Raw genomic sequence first — 14,083 nt, 5'->3', positions numbered from 1 at the left:
CGATGACTACTTTAAAGAATTCAAAGGGTTTTTGGCTCTCGATTGTGTTGGCACTTATTTTTTTCTCGGTCATGCAGTTTACCATTTCAAACGGCATGCTCAATCCATTTTATATCAATACGCTCATGTTTATCGGCATCAATATTATGCTGGCAACGAGTCTTCATTTAATCATCGGAATCACCGGACAGTTCTCTATCGGACATGCCGGGTTTTTAGCAGTAGGGGCCTATGCTTCCGCTGTGATGACAATGAAGCTTGAACTACCATTCATTATTGCCTTATTGGCAGGGGGGATTTTAGCCGCTGTAGCAGGTATGGTAATTGGAATTCCGAGCTTACGTCTGAAGGGGGATTACTTGGCGATTGCCACACTTGGATTTGGGGAAATTGTCCGGATAGTCCTCTTGAATATTGATTATGTAGGCGGAGCAAGCGGGATGCAGGTATCCCATTTGACAACGTGGCCATGGGTATTTGCCTGTGTAATGATTACTATTATTGTGATTCGTAATTTCACGAATTCAACCCATGGGCGTGCATGTATTTCCGTAAGAGAAGATGAAACGGCAGCTGACGCGATGGGAATCAATACGACTTATTACAAAGTGGCAGCTTTCGTCATTGGAGCCTTCTTTGCCGGGGTTGCTGGCTCGCTTTACGCTCATAACTTCTATATTATCCAGCCGTCAAATTTCGGTTTCCTAAAATCATTCGATATTCTGATCTTCGTGGTTCTCGGTGGTCTTGGAAGTCTATCAGGTTCAGTTTTGGCCGCGATTTTATTAACAATCGTGACCACATTCCTCCAGGATTACCCGGAAACAAGGATGATTATTTACAGCCTTGTACTGATTTTGATGATGATATTCCGCCCGCAAGGTTTAATGGGGACAAGAGAAATTACGACATTGTTCACTGGTAAAAAAACTAAAGGGGGACCTAAGGATGGAAGCCACAATACCGTTGCTTAAAGTAGATTCAGTGGGAATCCGCTTCGGTGGATTGAAAGCTGTTTCAGATGTTAACGTGGAATTATTTCCGGGGGAACTTGTTGGCCTGATTGGTCCGAATGGTGCCGGGAAAACGACCTTCTTTAATTTGTTGACGGGTGTGTATGTTCCTACAGAAGGAACGATTGCTTTAAATGGGGAAAACTTAAAAAAACAGCCGCCTTATAAAATTACGAGAAAAGGAATTTCCAGGACCTTTCAAAATATCCGCCTCTTTAGTGAGTTATCCGTGATCGATAACGTCAAGGTTGCTTACCACTCACTCGCCAAGCATATGATTGCAAGCTCTGTATTCAGATTGCCGGGACACTTTTCTGGTGAAAAGGAAATGGATGAAAAGGCGATTGAGTTCTTGAAGATTTTCAACCTGGACCAATATAAGGATGAAAAAGCGAAGAATCTGCCATATGGACAGCAGAGACGACTGGAAATTGCTCGGGCTCTTGCAGCAAATCCGAAACTTCTTTTACTTGACGAACCAGCAGCTGGGATGAACCCGCATGAAACGAAAGAATTGATGAACCTAATTGCGTTTATCCGGAAGGAATTCAATCTTACGGTATTGCTCATCGAACATGATATGTCACTTGTCATGGGTGTATGCGAACGTATTTACGTACTCGATCATGGTCAGCTTATCGCCCACGGAAAGCCTGAAGAAATCCGCAATGATCCAAAGGTTATCGAAGCGTATCTTGGCGAGGAGGTTTCATAATGCTGAAAATCGAGGACATCAATGTCTATTATGGGAACATCCAAGCGTTAAAGGGAGTTACGATGGAAATTAACGAAGGGGAAATCGTCACCTTAATCGGAGCAAATGGAGCCGGAAAAAGCACATTGCTCAAAACGATTTCGGGGTTGTTAAAACCGAAACAAGGAAAGGTACTTTTCGAAGAGGGTTCGATTGGAGGAAAAGCAGCCCAATCTATCGTGAAAATGGGCATCTCCCATGTCCCCGAAGGCCGTCGTGTCTTTGCCAACATGACGGTTGCCGAAAACCTGGAGCTTGGAGCCTATTTACGAAAAGACAAAGAAGGCATCAAAAAAGATATGGAGAAAGTCTATGAACTATTTCCGAGGTTACTAGAAAGGATCAAACAACAGGCTGGCACACTATCAGGTGGTGAACAGCAGATGCTTGCAATGGGGCGAGCTTTAATGGCGAAACCACGTTTATTACTGCTCGATGAACCTTCCATGGGACTTGCTCCGTTGCTGGTGAAACAAATCTTCAACATCATACAAGAGATCAGCGAGGCTGGCACAACGATTCTTTTAGTTGAGCAAAACGCCAACCTTGCTCTATCCATTGCAGATCGGGCCTACGTCGTTGAAACAGGACGGATTGTCCTTTCTGGCAACGCCGATGAACTCACTTCGAGTGAAGAAATTAAAATGGCCTATTTAGGAGGACATTAAACCGCCGTTTGGCGGTTTTTTGTTGTCGAGAGAAAGAACATTGTTTCTGATCATTATTCATTATGCAATCAAGAAAGCACCATTCCAGATATGAAATAGAATAGAATTATATACAGCATTTTATACATTTAAGAGAATCTAGTTCAATTATAAACTAGGAACAAAGACTAAAATATAGTAAATAAATGGGTTTAATTTCCTATCGTTATACTTGTTTTTTGGAAAAAATGTATTAAATAGGATGAAAATAATGGAAAGTAGAATAAAATTTTTTTAGTATTAATTTAGAACTTCATAATATCAATATAATAAATTTAATCTGATTTTTCTGATAATACAGGCTATTATCGCAATAATTAAAATATATAAAAATAGAAACAGTGAGTAGCCTCTGTGAAAAATATCCCATTTAACATAATATTCATTCAATTATTGTATAGACGGAATGAAAATTATGCGGTAAACTAATTTTCGAAATATTTATTTAATTATAAACATTTCATCTAATCAATTTTTTCTGGGGCGCTTTGAATAAATATTCATGCATCAGAGCTATGATTACAAATGGAGGGGTTAATTATGAAAAAGAAAAAACTAGCAGGTGCATTCCTTTCTCTAACACTTGCTGCAGGCGTTCTAGCAGGTTGTTCCGGTGGCTCTGGTTCATCAGAGAAATCAAGTGGGGATGGAGAAACAATCAAGATCGGGGTCAACCTTGAATTATCAGGTGGTGTAGCTTCATATGGTCAATCGATTGCGGAAGGTCTAGAGCTTGCGACTGCAGAGATTAACAAAGAAGGAATTGACGGTAAAAAAATCAAACTTATAAAAGTTGATAATAAATCTGAAGCTTCTGAAGCAACAAGCGGTGCTATCAAGCTGACTTCACAAGATCAGGTTACAGCAATTGTTGGTGCTGCTACAAGTACGAACACGATTGCACAAGTACAGATCGCACAAGATAATAAAGTTCCAGTTATCAGCCCTTCTGGGACAAGCCCAGAAATCACATATAAAGATGATAAATTGAACGATTATATTTTCAGAACAAGCTTCATCGATCCGTTCCAAGGTACAGTTGCTGCGAATTTTGCAACTAGTGAAGTCAAAGCAAAAAGTGCTGCCATCTATATTGATAGCGCAAGTGATTATTCTAAAGGATTAGCGGCAGCCTTTAAAGAACAATTCATTGCAAATGGCGGGAAAATCGTTGCGGAAGAAGCTTACATTGCGAAGGATACTGATTTCCGTTCTACATTGACTCGTTTGAAATCAGCAAAACCGGATTTTATTTTCCTACCTGGTTATTATGAAGAAGCTGGTCTGATTGTAAAACAGGCACGTGAAACAGGACTTGAAGTACCATTTATGGGCGGCGACGGTTGGGATTCTCCTAAGCTAATAGAAATTGCCGGTGCTAAAGCGCTAAATAACACATTCATCACGAATCATTATTCTTCAGGTGATCCTGATAAGAAAATTCAGAATTTTGTGTCAGCATTTAAAGCGAAATACAAAGATAAATCTCCTGATGCCTTTAATGCTTTAGGATACGACACAGGATATTACCTTGCAGATGCTATTAAACGGGCAGGCTCGACAGATTCAGAAAAAATTAAGGATGCCCTTGAGAAAACAAAAGACCTAGAACTTGTAACTGGGACATTTACATTGGATGAAAAACACAATCCAATCAAATCTGCTACCATTCTTGAGTTTAAAGATGGGAAACAAGTATTTAACACAAAAATCAATCCTTAATGATTGAGTAAAAGTTTTAATCCTTTCGCCGGCCTTTCTTACAATAGAAGGTGCTGGCGAATTCTCATTATTCTAGTATATAAAGGCTTATTAAACTTCCATTTTGAGTGGAAACGAGAGTCTGAACATGCCATATTATAAAATTAGATTTTTCAAGGAGAGTCGAACATGGAATTGATACAACAGCTAATTAACGGGGTTTCACTAGGAAGTATTTATGCCCTTATCGCTCTCGGTTATACGATGGTTTACGGGATTGTTAAATTAATTAACTTTGCCCATGGTGATGTTTTCATGGTTGGGTCATTCGTTGGTTTTTACTCAATAACGGTTCTGGATCTATCATTCGTACCTGCTCTATTAATCTCGATGACAGTTTGCGCTCTCTTTGGGGTATTAATCGAGCGGATTGCGTACAAGCCGTTGAGGAACGCAACGCGTATTGCCGCACTAATCACAGCCATAGGGGTTTCGCTTTTAATCGAATATGGATTCATCTACGTTCGTGGTGCACAGCCAGAGGCTTATCCAAGTGATGTATTGCCAACAGACAAATTTAATATTTTTGGAGTTTCTATTAACAGTCAATCGGTTTTAATTTTCGGTGTAGCTGTAGTTTTAATGATCATTTTACAAATCATCGTTCATAAAACAAAAATAGGAAAAGCCATGCGTGCCGTTTCTTTTGACGCGGATGCGGCTAAGTTGATGGGGATAAATGTTAATAATACAATTTCGGCTACATTTGCAATCGGTTCCGCTTTAGCTGGAGCAGCAGGTGTCATTTTCGGTATTTATTATATTAAAATTGAGCCGCTTATGGGTGTACTGCCAGGTTTGAAGGCATTTGTTGCTGCCGTACTTGGAGGAATCGGGATTATACCGGGCGCGATGGTTGGAGGTTTACTGCTTGGTGTCATCGAGGCATTGGTCAGTGCCGCCGGTTACTCATTATGGCGTGATGCTGTAGCCTTTATCGTACTGATTCTTATCTTGATTTTCATGCCACAAGGCTTATTCGGTAAAAACAAAAAAGAAAAAGTATAGGGGAGACAAAGCAATGACTACATTTAAGCGAGCAAAAGGTTTTTGGCTCTCGATTTCGCTATCACTGATCTTTTTCGCCGTGATTCAAGTTTTAATCGGCGGCGGATCGCTAAATCCTTTTTATCAAAATACGCTCATGTTCATCGGGATTAATATTATCCTAGCAGCAAGCTTACACTTAATCATCGGGGTGACCGGACAGTTTTCCATCGGACATGCTGGATTCCTGGCAGTTGGTGCCTATGCTTCAGCAATAATGACCATGAAGTTAGAAATGCCGTTTGTTGTGGCATTGATAGTTGGCGGTTTGGTGGCAGCGTTGGCCGGTTTGATCATCGGAATCCCAAGTTTACGTCTTAAAGGAGACTACCTGGCGATTGCGACCCTCGGTTTTGGGGAAATCGTCCGGATTATTCTTTTGAATATTGATTATGTTGGAGGGGCGAGTGGCATGCAGGTTTCCCATTTCACTACTTGGCCATGGGTGTTTGCTGCCGTTCTCGTTACGATCATCGTTATCCGAAACTTTACAAGCTCAACCCACGGAAGAGCCTGCATTTCGATCCGCGAGGACGAAACGGCTGCAGATTCGATGGGAATTAATACGACGTATTACAAAGTTGTCGCGTTTGCGATTGGTGCTTTTTTTGCAGGTATTGCTGGAGGGTTATACGCACATAACTTCTATATTATCCAGCCATCGAACTTCGGATTCTTGAAATCATTTGATATTTTGATTTTAGTAGTACTTGGTGGTCTTGGAAGTCTTTCCGGTGCCGTATTGGCCGCAATATTACTAACGGTTGTTACGACTTTCCTGCAAGATTACCCGGAAACACGAATGATCATCTACAGCCTTGTGCTTATCGTGATGATGATCTATCGTCCACAAGGTTTAATGGGTACAAAAGAAATAACATCCATGTTCAAACGTAAAGGAGGCAGCAGACATGAAAACAAAAACACCGCTGCTTAAAGTCGATTCGGTCGGCATCCAGTTCGGCGGGCTTAAAGCCGTTTCTGATGTTAACGTCGAGTTATATCCAGGAGAACTAATTGGCTTGATTGGGCCGAACGGCGCTGGGAAGACAACTTTCTTTAACTTGCTGACAGGAGTTTACGTCCCTACAGAGGGCACGATTTCTTTAGAAGGTGAGAACTTAAGAAAACTGCCCCCATATAAAATCACGCAAAAAGGGATCAGTCGGACATTCCAAAACATTCGTTTGTTCAGTGAACTTTCAGTGATTGATAATGTAAAAGTTGCCTATCATTCTCTTTCGAAACATAGCATTTTGAGTTCGATCTTCCGTTTGCCTATCCATTTTAAAGGGGAAAAGGAGATGGATGATAAGGCCATTGAGTTCTTGAAAATTTTTAACCTGGATCAATACAAGGATGAAAAGGCAAAAAACCTGCCATATGGTAAGCAGCGACGCTTGGAAATAGCCCGTGCGCTTGCAGCAAATCCGAAACTGCTTTTACTAGATGAACCGGCAGCCGGGATGAACCCACAGGAAACGCATGAACTAATGAACTTGATTGCCCTCATTCGTGAAAAATTTGATCTGACCGTTTTATTGATTGAACATGATATGCCTCTTGTCATGGGTGTTTGCGAACGCATATACGTACTCGATCACGGTCAGCTAATCGCTCAAGGAAAGCCAGAAGAAATTCGTAACAATCCAAAAGTCATCGAGGCCTATCTTGGCGAGGAGGTTTCATAATGTTAAAAATCGAGGACATTAACGTATATTACGGAAACATTCAAGCGCTGAAAGGTATCTCACTTTCTATTAACGAAGGGGAAATCGTAACCTTAATCGGGGCTAACGGTGCAGGGAAAAGTACGATGCTGAAAACAATTTCCGGCCTATTAAAACCGAAACAAGGAAAAATAATGTACGAAGGGCAATCTATTGGCGGAAAAGCCGCACAGTCTATTGTGAAAATGGGAATCTCTCATGTTCCAGAAGGACGCCGCGTCTTCGCGAATATGACGGTGGAAGAAAACCTTCAGCTCGGTGCCTATTTACGAAAAGATAAAGCAGGCATCAAGCAAGATATGGAGAAAGTCTATGAATTATTTCCGCGTTTGCTTGAACGACTGAAGCAGCAATCCGGAACTCTTTCCGGAGGGGAACAACAAATGCTTGCGATGGGCCGAGCCCTTATGGCAAAGCCACGCCTCCTGTTATTGGACGAGCCATCTATGGGACTTGCACCATTACTAGTAAAACAAATCTTTAATATTATAGAAGAAATCAATAAAACCGGTACAACCATCTTGCTTGTCGAACAAAATGCCAACTTGGCCCTATCTATCGCGGACAGAGCCTATGTCGTCGAAACAGGCCGTATCGTTCTATCCGGTAAATCCGAGGAACTAACCGCAAGTGAAGAAATCAAGAATGCATATTTAGGAGGACATTAAACCGCATATAGCGGTTTTTTGTTTTGCCAGAAATGAGCTATTTTAACTAGATGAAAAGGTTAGTAAATCTAAATCACTAGGTATACAATCTAATTAGGAATAATAGTAGAGTTGGTTCAAGTATCAAACCTCATCCATATCTATTCTTAATCATACTTTTGGAGTGATTTTATGCACAAATTCATTCAGTTGAGCCTTTCAGTTATATTAATACTTATGATTCTACCGAGCTATCAGCCAGAAGCTGCTGAGAGTCCACAAACTGACGGTGTTCTTGTCAAATATAAAGAGACGAACAATGAGCCAATCAGAAATTTAATAGAGACGGTCGACGTTCCTAAAGGGGAAACAACCGACAATCTTATCGAGGAACTTGAAGATCAGAAGAATGTAGAATATGCAGAGCCTAACTATCTTTTTAAGAAGATGGAAAGCCCGAACGATCCAGCCTACATAGACCAGTGGCATCACAAAACACTTGGTACACAAGCTGCATGGACAAAATCCATGGGTTCAAAAGAAATGGTCGTGGCCATCATTGATGATGGAATTGATCGTAATCACGAAGATTTAAAAGGGAAAATCGACCATCCCTATGATGCGGTACGCAATCGGAAGAATATTGTACCAGTAGGGGAACATGGAACACATATTGCAGGAATCATCGCAGGTTCTGCCAACAATGACTTAGGTGGAACAGGTGTTGCGCCAAACATTAAAATTATGCCGATTAACGTTTTTAATGGCAAATATGCCGATACGGCTGATATCATTGAGGCCATTCATTATGCCGTTCAGCAGGGGGCAGACATTATTAATATGAGTCTAGGCGAGACCAGTTATTCGGAAGCGTTAAACAAGGCTGTCCAAGAGGCTTATAATAAAGGCTTATTGATTGTCGCAGCTGCCGGAAATGAAGGAGATATGGGGAAAAGTGTACAGCGCGTGTATCCAGCTGCATTCAGTCATGTCATTTCTGTGGCCGCTACAGATTCAAAAGATAAGCGTACTAGTTATTCCAACTATCATTCAACAGTCGATATTGCCGCCCCTGGCGACTATATTCTTTCAACATTACCAAATAATAGATATGGTTGGATGAGTGGAACATCAATGGCTACGCCTATGGTGGCCGGTGTAGCAGCACTGATTTGGTCTAATGAGCCAAAACTAACTAAATATGAGGTGGAATACCGTCTCTATGATTCAGCTCTTGACCTAGGTACAAAAGGGAAAGACATATACTATGGAAATGGCCGGGTGAATGCCAAAAAAGCGCTTGAAATGAAGACGCTGACTAGGCCAACTGTGACGGCGATTTCTGATAAGGATACGTTGATCAAAGGGAAAATTCCAAGTGATTTCAAAACAGGCACCCTTTCCATTTATACCAATGAAAAAACACTCGCCACAGTGAAGATTAACGGGGAAAAGACGTTTTCAGCGACTATCGCTAAACAGACAGCTGGCACGAATATCTATACTAGAGTTGTCGATAATGCGGGAAATAAAAGTGTTCCTGTTTTAGTTAAGGTAGAAGATAAAACAGCACCTACGAAACCGACTGTGAATAGTGTCGGTGACAATACGACAAAAGTAACTGGCAAAGCGGAAGCAGGCTCTACTGTTACTGTCAAAATGGGCAGCACTGTGCTTGGAAAAGCAAAGTCCAATAGCTCAGGGAATTTCACTGTTACGATGACGAAAAAACAAAAGGCCGGTAAAGTTCTATCCGTAACAGCAACCGACAAGGCAGGAAATACGAGTTCGGTCAAAACAGTTACCGTCGCAGACAAAACAGCACCAAGTATACCTTCAGTCAATACAGTAACAACAAAAGCGACAAAAGTAACCGGTAAAGCAGAAGCCAACTCCACTGTATACGTAAAAGCATCTAAGAAAGTCATCGGCTCTGCCAAAGCAACGAGTAAAGGCACATTCTCGATCAAAATCTCTAAGCAAAAAGCCGGGAAAAACCTATATATCTATGCCAAAGATAAAGCGAAAAACGTAAGTCCGTCAAAGAAAGTTACTGTAAAAAAGTGATCAGAACATGAATATGAAAAGCCTCTGAGCGATTATCGGAGGCTTTTTTTATGTAGCTGGTAGTTTTCTAGTGAATTATACTTTGAGAGTGGGGTGGAAGTAGGGGTATAGGAACTATCTCTTCATTGCATGAAAAAAGCCGCCCAAATGGATCGGCCTAACTTCCTTAATCTATCAGGAAGTTTGTGTTATTTAAATCAACCAGTTTAAATTTATGGTAAGCTATTTTTCTTTGAAATTCAGAAATCTGCTACCCTAGGTCGCTAAATACCTTTTGTTAGCCCTCACATATAACATCAATGTATGTTAGTGTTCCATTCTTTTGGTATCCTAAAATCTTTTATCTTCCCAAAAATTCATGACAATATGGTTTTTTGGATTGTAAACCTCTACCTTATACCCTTGTGCTCTTAGATAGTCAATAATCTCCGGAAGCTATTGTGCGGTTCCTTTTGAATCGTGGAAAAGAATGACGATTGGACCTTTTTTTCCTTTCAAACCTGCTTTAACGTTAGACGTTATCTTGCTAGGGTTTGTTTTATTATACTTCCAATCTAGTGTATCAATATTCCAATCCCACATTTTGAACCCCTTTTTGGCTAAGTTATCTCGAAACGGTTTTGTCATATAGGGTTTGCTACCGTATGGAACTCTAGTCAGCTTACTGTCAAACTTTGAAACCTTTAATAACGTTTGTCTTGTCTTCTCCATTTCGATTGCGACATTACTTGAACTCCCTCTATATAATTTTTTTGCATCATGGGAAACACTATGTAACCCAGGATAATTTCCCTCTTTAATCATTCGATTTACGGTTTTTGGATTACGTTTAATATTTCCTTCAATCATAAAAAAGGTCGCTTTTGCTTTTTTCTTTTTTAAGATATCTAAAATTGTTGGCGTGTACTGATTCGGACCATCGTCAAACGTTAAATAGACAACCTTACTTGTTTTATCTTCTGCTGCAGATGCAGAAGAAAAACCCCCAATACTACATACAAGTACGAGTAAAAGAAATAATAGGCTAACTTTTTTTAACACTCACATCATTCCCCCTAAAAAACTCCTAGTATATTAGCCCATAATATTACTCAAGGTTGTAAATGTGCGTCTTAAAAAATATAAAAATTATTGATCCTTCTCAGCATGTTACATACAAATGAAATTCAATATGTCTACAGTAATAAAGTCAAACAATAAAGATAAATTCTCTATGTTAATAATAAATAAGTTGCACTTTATTAAATGTAAATTTGAAACTATTTTATCTCCTCTAAATTTAATAAAATAACATTATAGTTAAATATTACCATATAGTATAATCCGATTTAGTGTTAAGAGCAAGTGGCAGAAAAATAATAGGGTGGAGTTTAATAAACTTCTTGAGAATCTCCAAACTGGGGATACTTTGGTAGTTAGAAAGAATTAGTAAGGAATACGAACAATGAATTGCTTAACCAAAAGGAGGTATAGTCTTGTTGTCATAATTATGGTTGATGATAAGGAAGGGATCTCTACATTCTATAAGTAGGTTAATAATGACTGTACTGCATAGCAGAATTTGAAATCCGTGATCCAATAGTCGATGTCATCGGCTCTGCCAAAGCAACGAGTAAAGGCACATTCACAGTCAAAATTCCTAAACAAAAAGCCGGAAAAAACTTGTATATCTATGCCGATTTTTTTATGTAGCTGGGAGTGTTCTATTGAAGTAAACATTGAGAGTGGGGTGGAAGTGGGGTAGACTGATGAAGTTGTTTTTTTATTATTTGCAACCATATTAGTTGTGGTTGTGTTAAGGCAAGTCGAAACATGAATAAAAAGCCTCCGAGAATCATTCGGTTGCTTAAAAAAAGCCTATACTTTTATATACCATTACTCTTTATTTTCATACATCATTTCAGTACTTCGACTGTAAAGTTCAATAATATTACCGATTGGATCTTCACAATAAATTAAGTAATAAGGATTGTTCTTCCATATATCAGATATTTCACTAGTATAACTGAGATTGATAGCTGTCGGTGAATTAGAGTTGTCGCGAAGTTTCTTCCTATACGAAACCATTAAATTTCACCTTCTTCAATCATCCTATTATACTCCATTTTACTTATTAGCCCTTTTCCATTACACGTAAGACAGTCCGTATATATATCATATGCACCTGTTCCGTCACAGACGTGACATTTATTATGAGTTACTGGTATTTCCTTTTGTATGATTGAAAATAATTTTACAATATACTTCGAAAAATTCATCCCAAGAACCCCCTTTTTTTCAATCATACTACTAAAAGCCACGAAACGAACAAGGATTCCGACAAAATTACGAAATACACATAGATTCATTACAAACTTTACATAGAATCAAAAAAAACTTTACCTGATACGATTCATGGCTTAGTTTATTAAGATGTAAGTAGGGTGAGAGGAACTATCTCTTTATTGCATGAAAAAAGCCGCCCAAATGGAACGGCCTAAACTTCCTTTTAAACTTTCAGGAAGTGTGTCTGCATGCATAATTTAATTCACCCAGTTTAAGTTTATGGTAAGATATTTTTCTTTGAAATTCACATTTCATTTTATGATTTAAACAATCCTTAAAAAGGATTTCATAGTAGCGTATATTAAATGTATGCCATAACTTTTTCATGCGAATTCCCCCCAAATTGTACCCTACAAATATTATCGGTTAATGTGGAAAGATTTTTAGATTTTAGAAATGATCCATAGAATTACTTCATTTTTTTTTCAAAATCCATAGGTAAGCCAAAATGGAGATCAGAACTGAGATTGCTGCCATTATGTAAATACTTCTATACCCAAACAGATAGCCGATTTGTCCGAAGAGGATGGCACCGAAACCGATTCCGAGATCAAAGAAGGAATAGAAAGTGGCATTGGCCATGCCTTTTCGATTTCGAGCCGCGTGTTCAAGTGACCAGGCTTGAAGAGCCGGTTGGACAGCACCAAATCCAATGCCATAAAAAATAGCAGCAATATACAAAATCATGTTACTTGGCATCCAGGCAAGCAGTAGCATCGCCGCTACGATAAAAAGGGTAGATGGAATGAAGACGGCTTGATGTCCTCTTTGATCATAGATTTTGCCAGCGAACATTCGTGTGAAAATAAGAGCTAATGCGTATAGAAAAAAGTAAACTTGAATACCTGTCAGGCCTTTTTCCATTGTATAAAGCGGTAAGAAGGTGGCAATCCCACCAAAAGATACCGTAATGAAAAAAACAAGAACGGACGGCGCAACAGCGCTTTTTTCATAAATGTCAAACCTATTAGTTTTAGTGGGAGCAGAAGGTTGTTCTACTTTCTTATAGGAAATAGTCGATGCCATGATCCAAGCGGCTAGACTTAATGCACCGCAAAACAGAAACAACTGTTGAAACGTTAACACATCCGCTAAGAAAAGTCCAAATGAAGGTCCAAAAGCCATCGCCAAATTTCCCGATAAAGTGAAGTATCCCATTCCCTCACCACGACGCTTTGCTGGGATAAGATCGGAGGCAATCGTACCTGAAGCGGTGGTCGTATATCCCCAGCCAATCCCTTGGACAACCCTCATTGCACATAGAAGGAAAATACTCATCATAAATCCAAACGAGCCAATCGCAACAGCCAAAAAGGCTAGACCGAACAGGAAAACAAAACGTCTTCCTTTTGTTTCCAAGGCCTGTCCAGCAAAGGGGCGGACAATCAGAGCAGAAAATAGAAACATGCCAGCAACCAACCCAATATACCGTTCATTTCCACCAAGCTCTTTTACAAAAAGCGGGAGGGTAGGGGAAGTCATCTGAAAGGATAAAAAAACAAAGAAGTTAGCTAAGAAAATCATAATAAAATCACGCGTCCAGATTTTATTAGAAACCGGAAGTTCTTCTTTTAACAAGGGTACACCCATAATAGTTATTCTCCTTAATTGATAGTAATTATCATTCTCATTTTACTAAAGTTATAGAGAACAATCTATAAAAATTAGAAATACAAAATATCTGATCACTATGAATCTAAGTAATATTGACTAATATTTAGTTTGTAAAATTATTACAGAAACAAAAAATTAGGATGGAGGTCACTTTATATTCAGAATATACTTAATTAAATTTGTAAAAATTAATAAAGATGTTATATTTAGGTAAATAAATAAGAGAATAGACCGACGAGAGGAATGGGTTTTTTAGGTGATAGATAATAGCTCTATATCTTACCTTATATGAAGGTGCTAAGAGGAGACAAAAAGTATAGCCATAGCGAAGCTCGCTGTTTCAGAAGGAATTTGACCATTATTGCCACGCCTCTTCATAGAAATGGTCTCTTTGAAAATACGAAAACGGAAATTTAGG

The 14,083-nt window shown here is 39.2% G+C and carries 13 protein-coding genes and 1 pseudogene; 10 read left to right on the top strand and 4 right to left on the bottom strand.

Translation table 11 applies throughout. From position 1 onward, the window contains the following. Window positions 1–2: 2 nt before the first annotated feature. The 9 genes from NST21_RS20010 (at window position 3) to NST21_RS19970 (ending at window position 9,726) form a co-directional block, all read left to right on the top strand. Window positions 3–974, top strand: a complete 972-nt coding sequence (locus NST21_RS20010) for a branched-chain amino acid ABC transporter permease (RefSeq protein WP_053347114.1) — start codon at window positions 3–5, stop codon at window positions 972–974. Further along, window positions 949–1,728 carry an ABC transporter ATP-binding protein gene (locus tag NST21_RS20005; RefSeq protein WP_056528369.1) on the top strand — a complete coding sequence of 260 codons (780 nt, stop codon included), beginning with the start codon at window positions 949–951 and terminating at the stop codon, window positions 1,726–1,728. The genes NST21_RS20010 and NST21_RS20005 overlap by 26 nt, the downstream gene beginning before the upstream one ends. Further along, the gene (locus NST21_RS20000) at window positions 1,728–2,435 is read left to right on the top strand and encodes an ABC transporter ATP-binding protein (protein ID WP_053347112.1); all 708 of its coding nucleotides are present in this window, start codon (window positions 1,728–1,730) and stop codon (window positions 2,433–2,435) included. The genes NST21_RS20005 and NST21_RS20000 overlap by 1 nt, the downstream gene beginning before the upstream one ends. Before the next feature lie 579 nt (window positions 2,436–3,014). Next, complete coding sequence (locus tag NST21_RS19995; protein WP_340890870.1) at window positions 3,015–4,196, top strand: ABC transporter substrate-binding protein; 1,182 nt, start codon at window positions 3,015–3,017, stop codon at window positions 4,194–4,196. 168 nt (window positions 4,197–4,364) lie between these two features. Then, on the top strand, window positions 4,365–5,243 hold the full coding sequence (locus tag NST21_RS19990; RefSeq protein ID WP_053347110.1) for a branched-chain amino acid ABC transporter permease: 879 nt from the start codon (window positions 4,365–4,367) through the stop codon (window positions 5,241–5,243). A gap of 13 nt (window positions 5,244–5,256) precedes the next feature. Then, a complete protein-coding gene (locus tag NST21_RS19985) occupies window positions 5,257–6,219 on the top strand; it encodes a branched-chain amino acid ABC transporter permease (RefSeq protein ID WP_340890867.1) in 963 nt (320 codons plus the stop codon). Next, complete coding sequence (locus NST21_RS19980) at window positions 6,194–6,973, top strand: ABC transporter ATP-binding protein (RefSeq protein ID WP_053347108.1); 780 nt, start codon at window positions 6,194–6,196, stop codon at window positions 6,971–6,973. The genes NST21_RS19985 and NST21_RS19980 overlap by 26 nt, the downstream gene beginning before the upstream one ends. Further along, window positions 6,973–7,680 carry an ABC transporter ATP-binding protein gene (locus NST21_RS19975; RefSeq protein ID WP_053347107.1) on the top strand — a complete coding sequence of 236 codons (708 nt, stop codon included), beginning with the start codon at window positions 6,973–6,975 and terminating at the stop codon, window positions 7,678–7,680. The genes NST21_RS19980 and NST21_RS19975 overlap by 1 nt, the downstream gene beginning before the upstream one ends. 171 nt (window positions 7,681–7,851) lie before the next feature. After that, window positions 7,852–9,726: a S8 family serine peptidase gene (locus tag NST21_RS19970; RefSeq protein WP_340890864.1), complete on the top strand. Its 1,875-nt coding sequence runs from the start codon at window positions 7,852–7,854 to the stop codon at window positions 9,724–9,726. A gap of 435 nt (window positions 9,727–10,161) precedes the next feature. On the opposite strand, the gene NST21_RS19965 is transcribed toward NST21_RS19970, so the two are convergent. Beyond that, complete coding sequence (locus NST21_RS19965) at window positions 10,162–10,767, bottom strand: polysaccharide deacetylase family protein (protein ID WP_340890863.1); 606 nt, start codon at window positions 10,765–10,767, stop codon at window positions 10,162–10,164. Between the two features lie 546 nt (window positions 10,768–11,313). Between NST21_RS19965 and NST21_RS28930 the strand changes: the two are divergent. After that, a pseudogene (locus NST21_RS28930) lies at window positions 11,314–11,418 on the top strand (hypothetical protein); the annotation flags it as partial. Between the two features lie 183 nt (window positions 11,419–11,601). Here NST21_RS28930 and NST21_RS19960 read toward each other — a convergent pair. The 3 genes from NST21_RS19960 to NST21_RS19950 form a co-directional block, all read right to left on the bottom strand. Next, the gene (locus NST21_RS19960) at window positions 11,602–11,793 is read right to left on the bottom strand and encodes a hypothetical protein (RefSeq protein WP_244923511.1); all 192 of its coding nucleotides are present in this window, start codon (window positions 11,791–11,793) and stop codon (window positions 11,602–11,604) included. Beyond that, a complete protein-coding gene (locus NST21_RS19955) occupies window positions 11,793–11,984 on the bottom strand; it encodes a hypothetical protein (RefSeq protein ID WP_340450892.1) in 192 nt (63 codons plus the stop codon). The genes NST21_RS19960 and NST21_RS19955 overlap by 1 nt, the downstream gene beginning before the upstream one ends. Before the next feature lie 481 nt (window positions 11,985–12,465). Then, window positions 12,466–13,641: an MFS transporter gene (locus tag NST21_RS19950; protein WP_340890859.1), complete on the bottom strand. Its 1,176-nt coding sequence runs from the start codon at window positions 13,639–13,641 to the stop codon at window positions 12,466–12,468. Between the last annotated feature and the right edge of the window lie 442 nt (window positions 13,642–14,083).

Source organism: Peribacillus sp. FSL K6-1552 (genome assembly GCF_038005205.1).
GTDB lineage: Bacteria > Bacillota > Bacilli > Bacillales > DSM-1321 > Peribacillus > Peribacillus butanolivorans.
This window is presented reverse-complemented; position numbering and strand designations above follow the sequence as displayed.

Coding starts and splice junctions, on each gene's coding strand:
- NST21_RS20000 (WP_053347112.1), top strand. CDS start 1,728: ATGCTGAAAATCGAGGACATCAATGTCTATTATGGGAACATCCAAGCG.
- NST21_RS19960 (WP_244923511.1), bottom strand. CDS start 11,793: ATGGTTTCGTATAGGAAGAAACTTCGCGACAACTCTAATTCACCGACA.
- NST21_RS20010 (WP_053347114.1), top strand. CDS start 3: ATGACTACTTTAAAGAATTCAAAGGGTTTTTGGCTCTCGATTGTGTTG.
- NST21_RS19975 (WP_053347107.1), top strand. CDS start 6,973: ATGTTAAAAATCGAGGACATTAACGTATATTACGGAAACATTCAAGCG.
- NST21_RS20005 (WP_056528369.1), top strand. CDS start 949: ATGGAAGCCACAATACCGTTGCTTAAAGTAGATTCAGTGGGAATCCGC.
- NST21_RS19980 (WP_053347108.1), top strand. CDS start 6,194: ATGAAAACAAAAACACCGCTGCTTAAAGTCGATTCGGTCGGCATCCAG.
- NST21_RS19955 (WP_340450892.1), bottom strand. CDS start 11,984: ATGAATTTTTCGAAGTATATTGTAAAATTATTTTCAATCATACAAAAG.
- NST21_RS19985 (WP_340890867.1), top strand. CDS start 5,257: ATGACTACATTTAAGCGAGCAAAAGGTTTTTGGCTCTCGATTTCGCTA.
- NST21_RS19950 (WP_340890859.1), bottom strand. CDS start 13,641: ATGGGTGTACCCTTGTTAAAAGAAGAACTTCCGGTTTCTAATAAAATC.
- NST21_RS19990 (WP_053347110.1), top strand. CDS start 4,365: ATGGAATTGATACAACAGCTAATTAACGGGGTTTCACTAGGAAGTATT.
- NST21_RS19970 (WP_340890864.1), top strand. CDS start 7,852: ATGCACAAATTCATTCAGTTGAGCCTTTCAGTTATATTAATACTTATG.
- NST21_RS19995 (WP_340890870.1), top strand. CDS start 3,015: ATGAAAAAGAAAAAACTAGCAGGTGCATTCCTTTCTCTAACACTTGCT.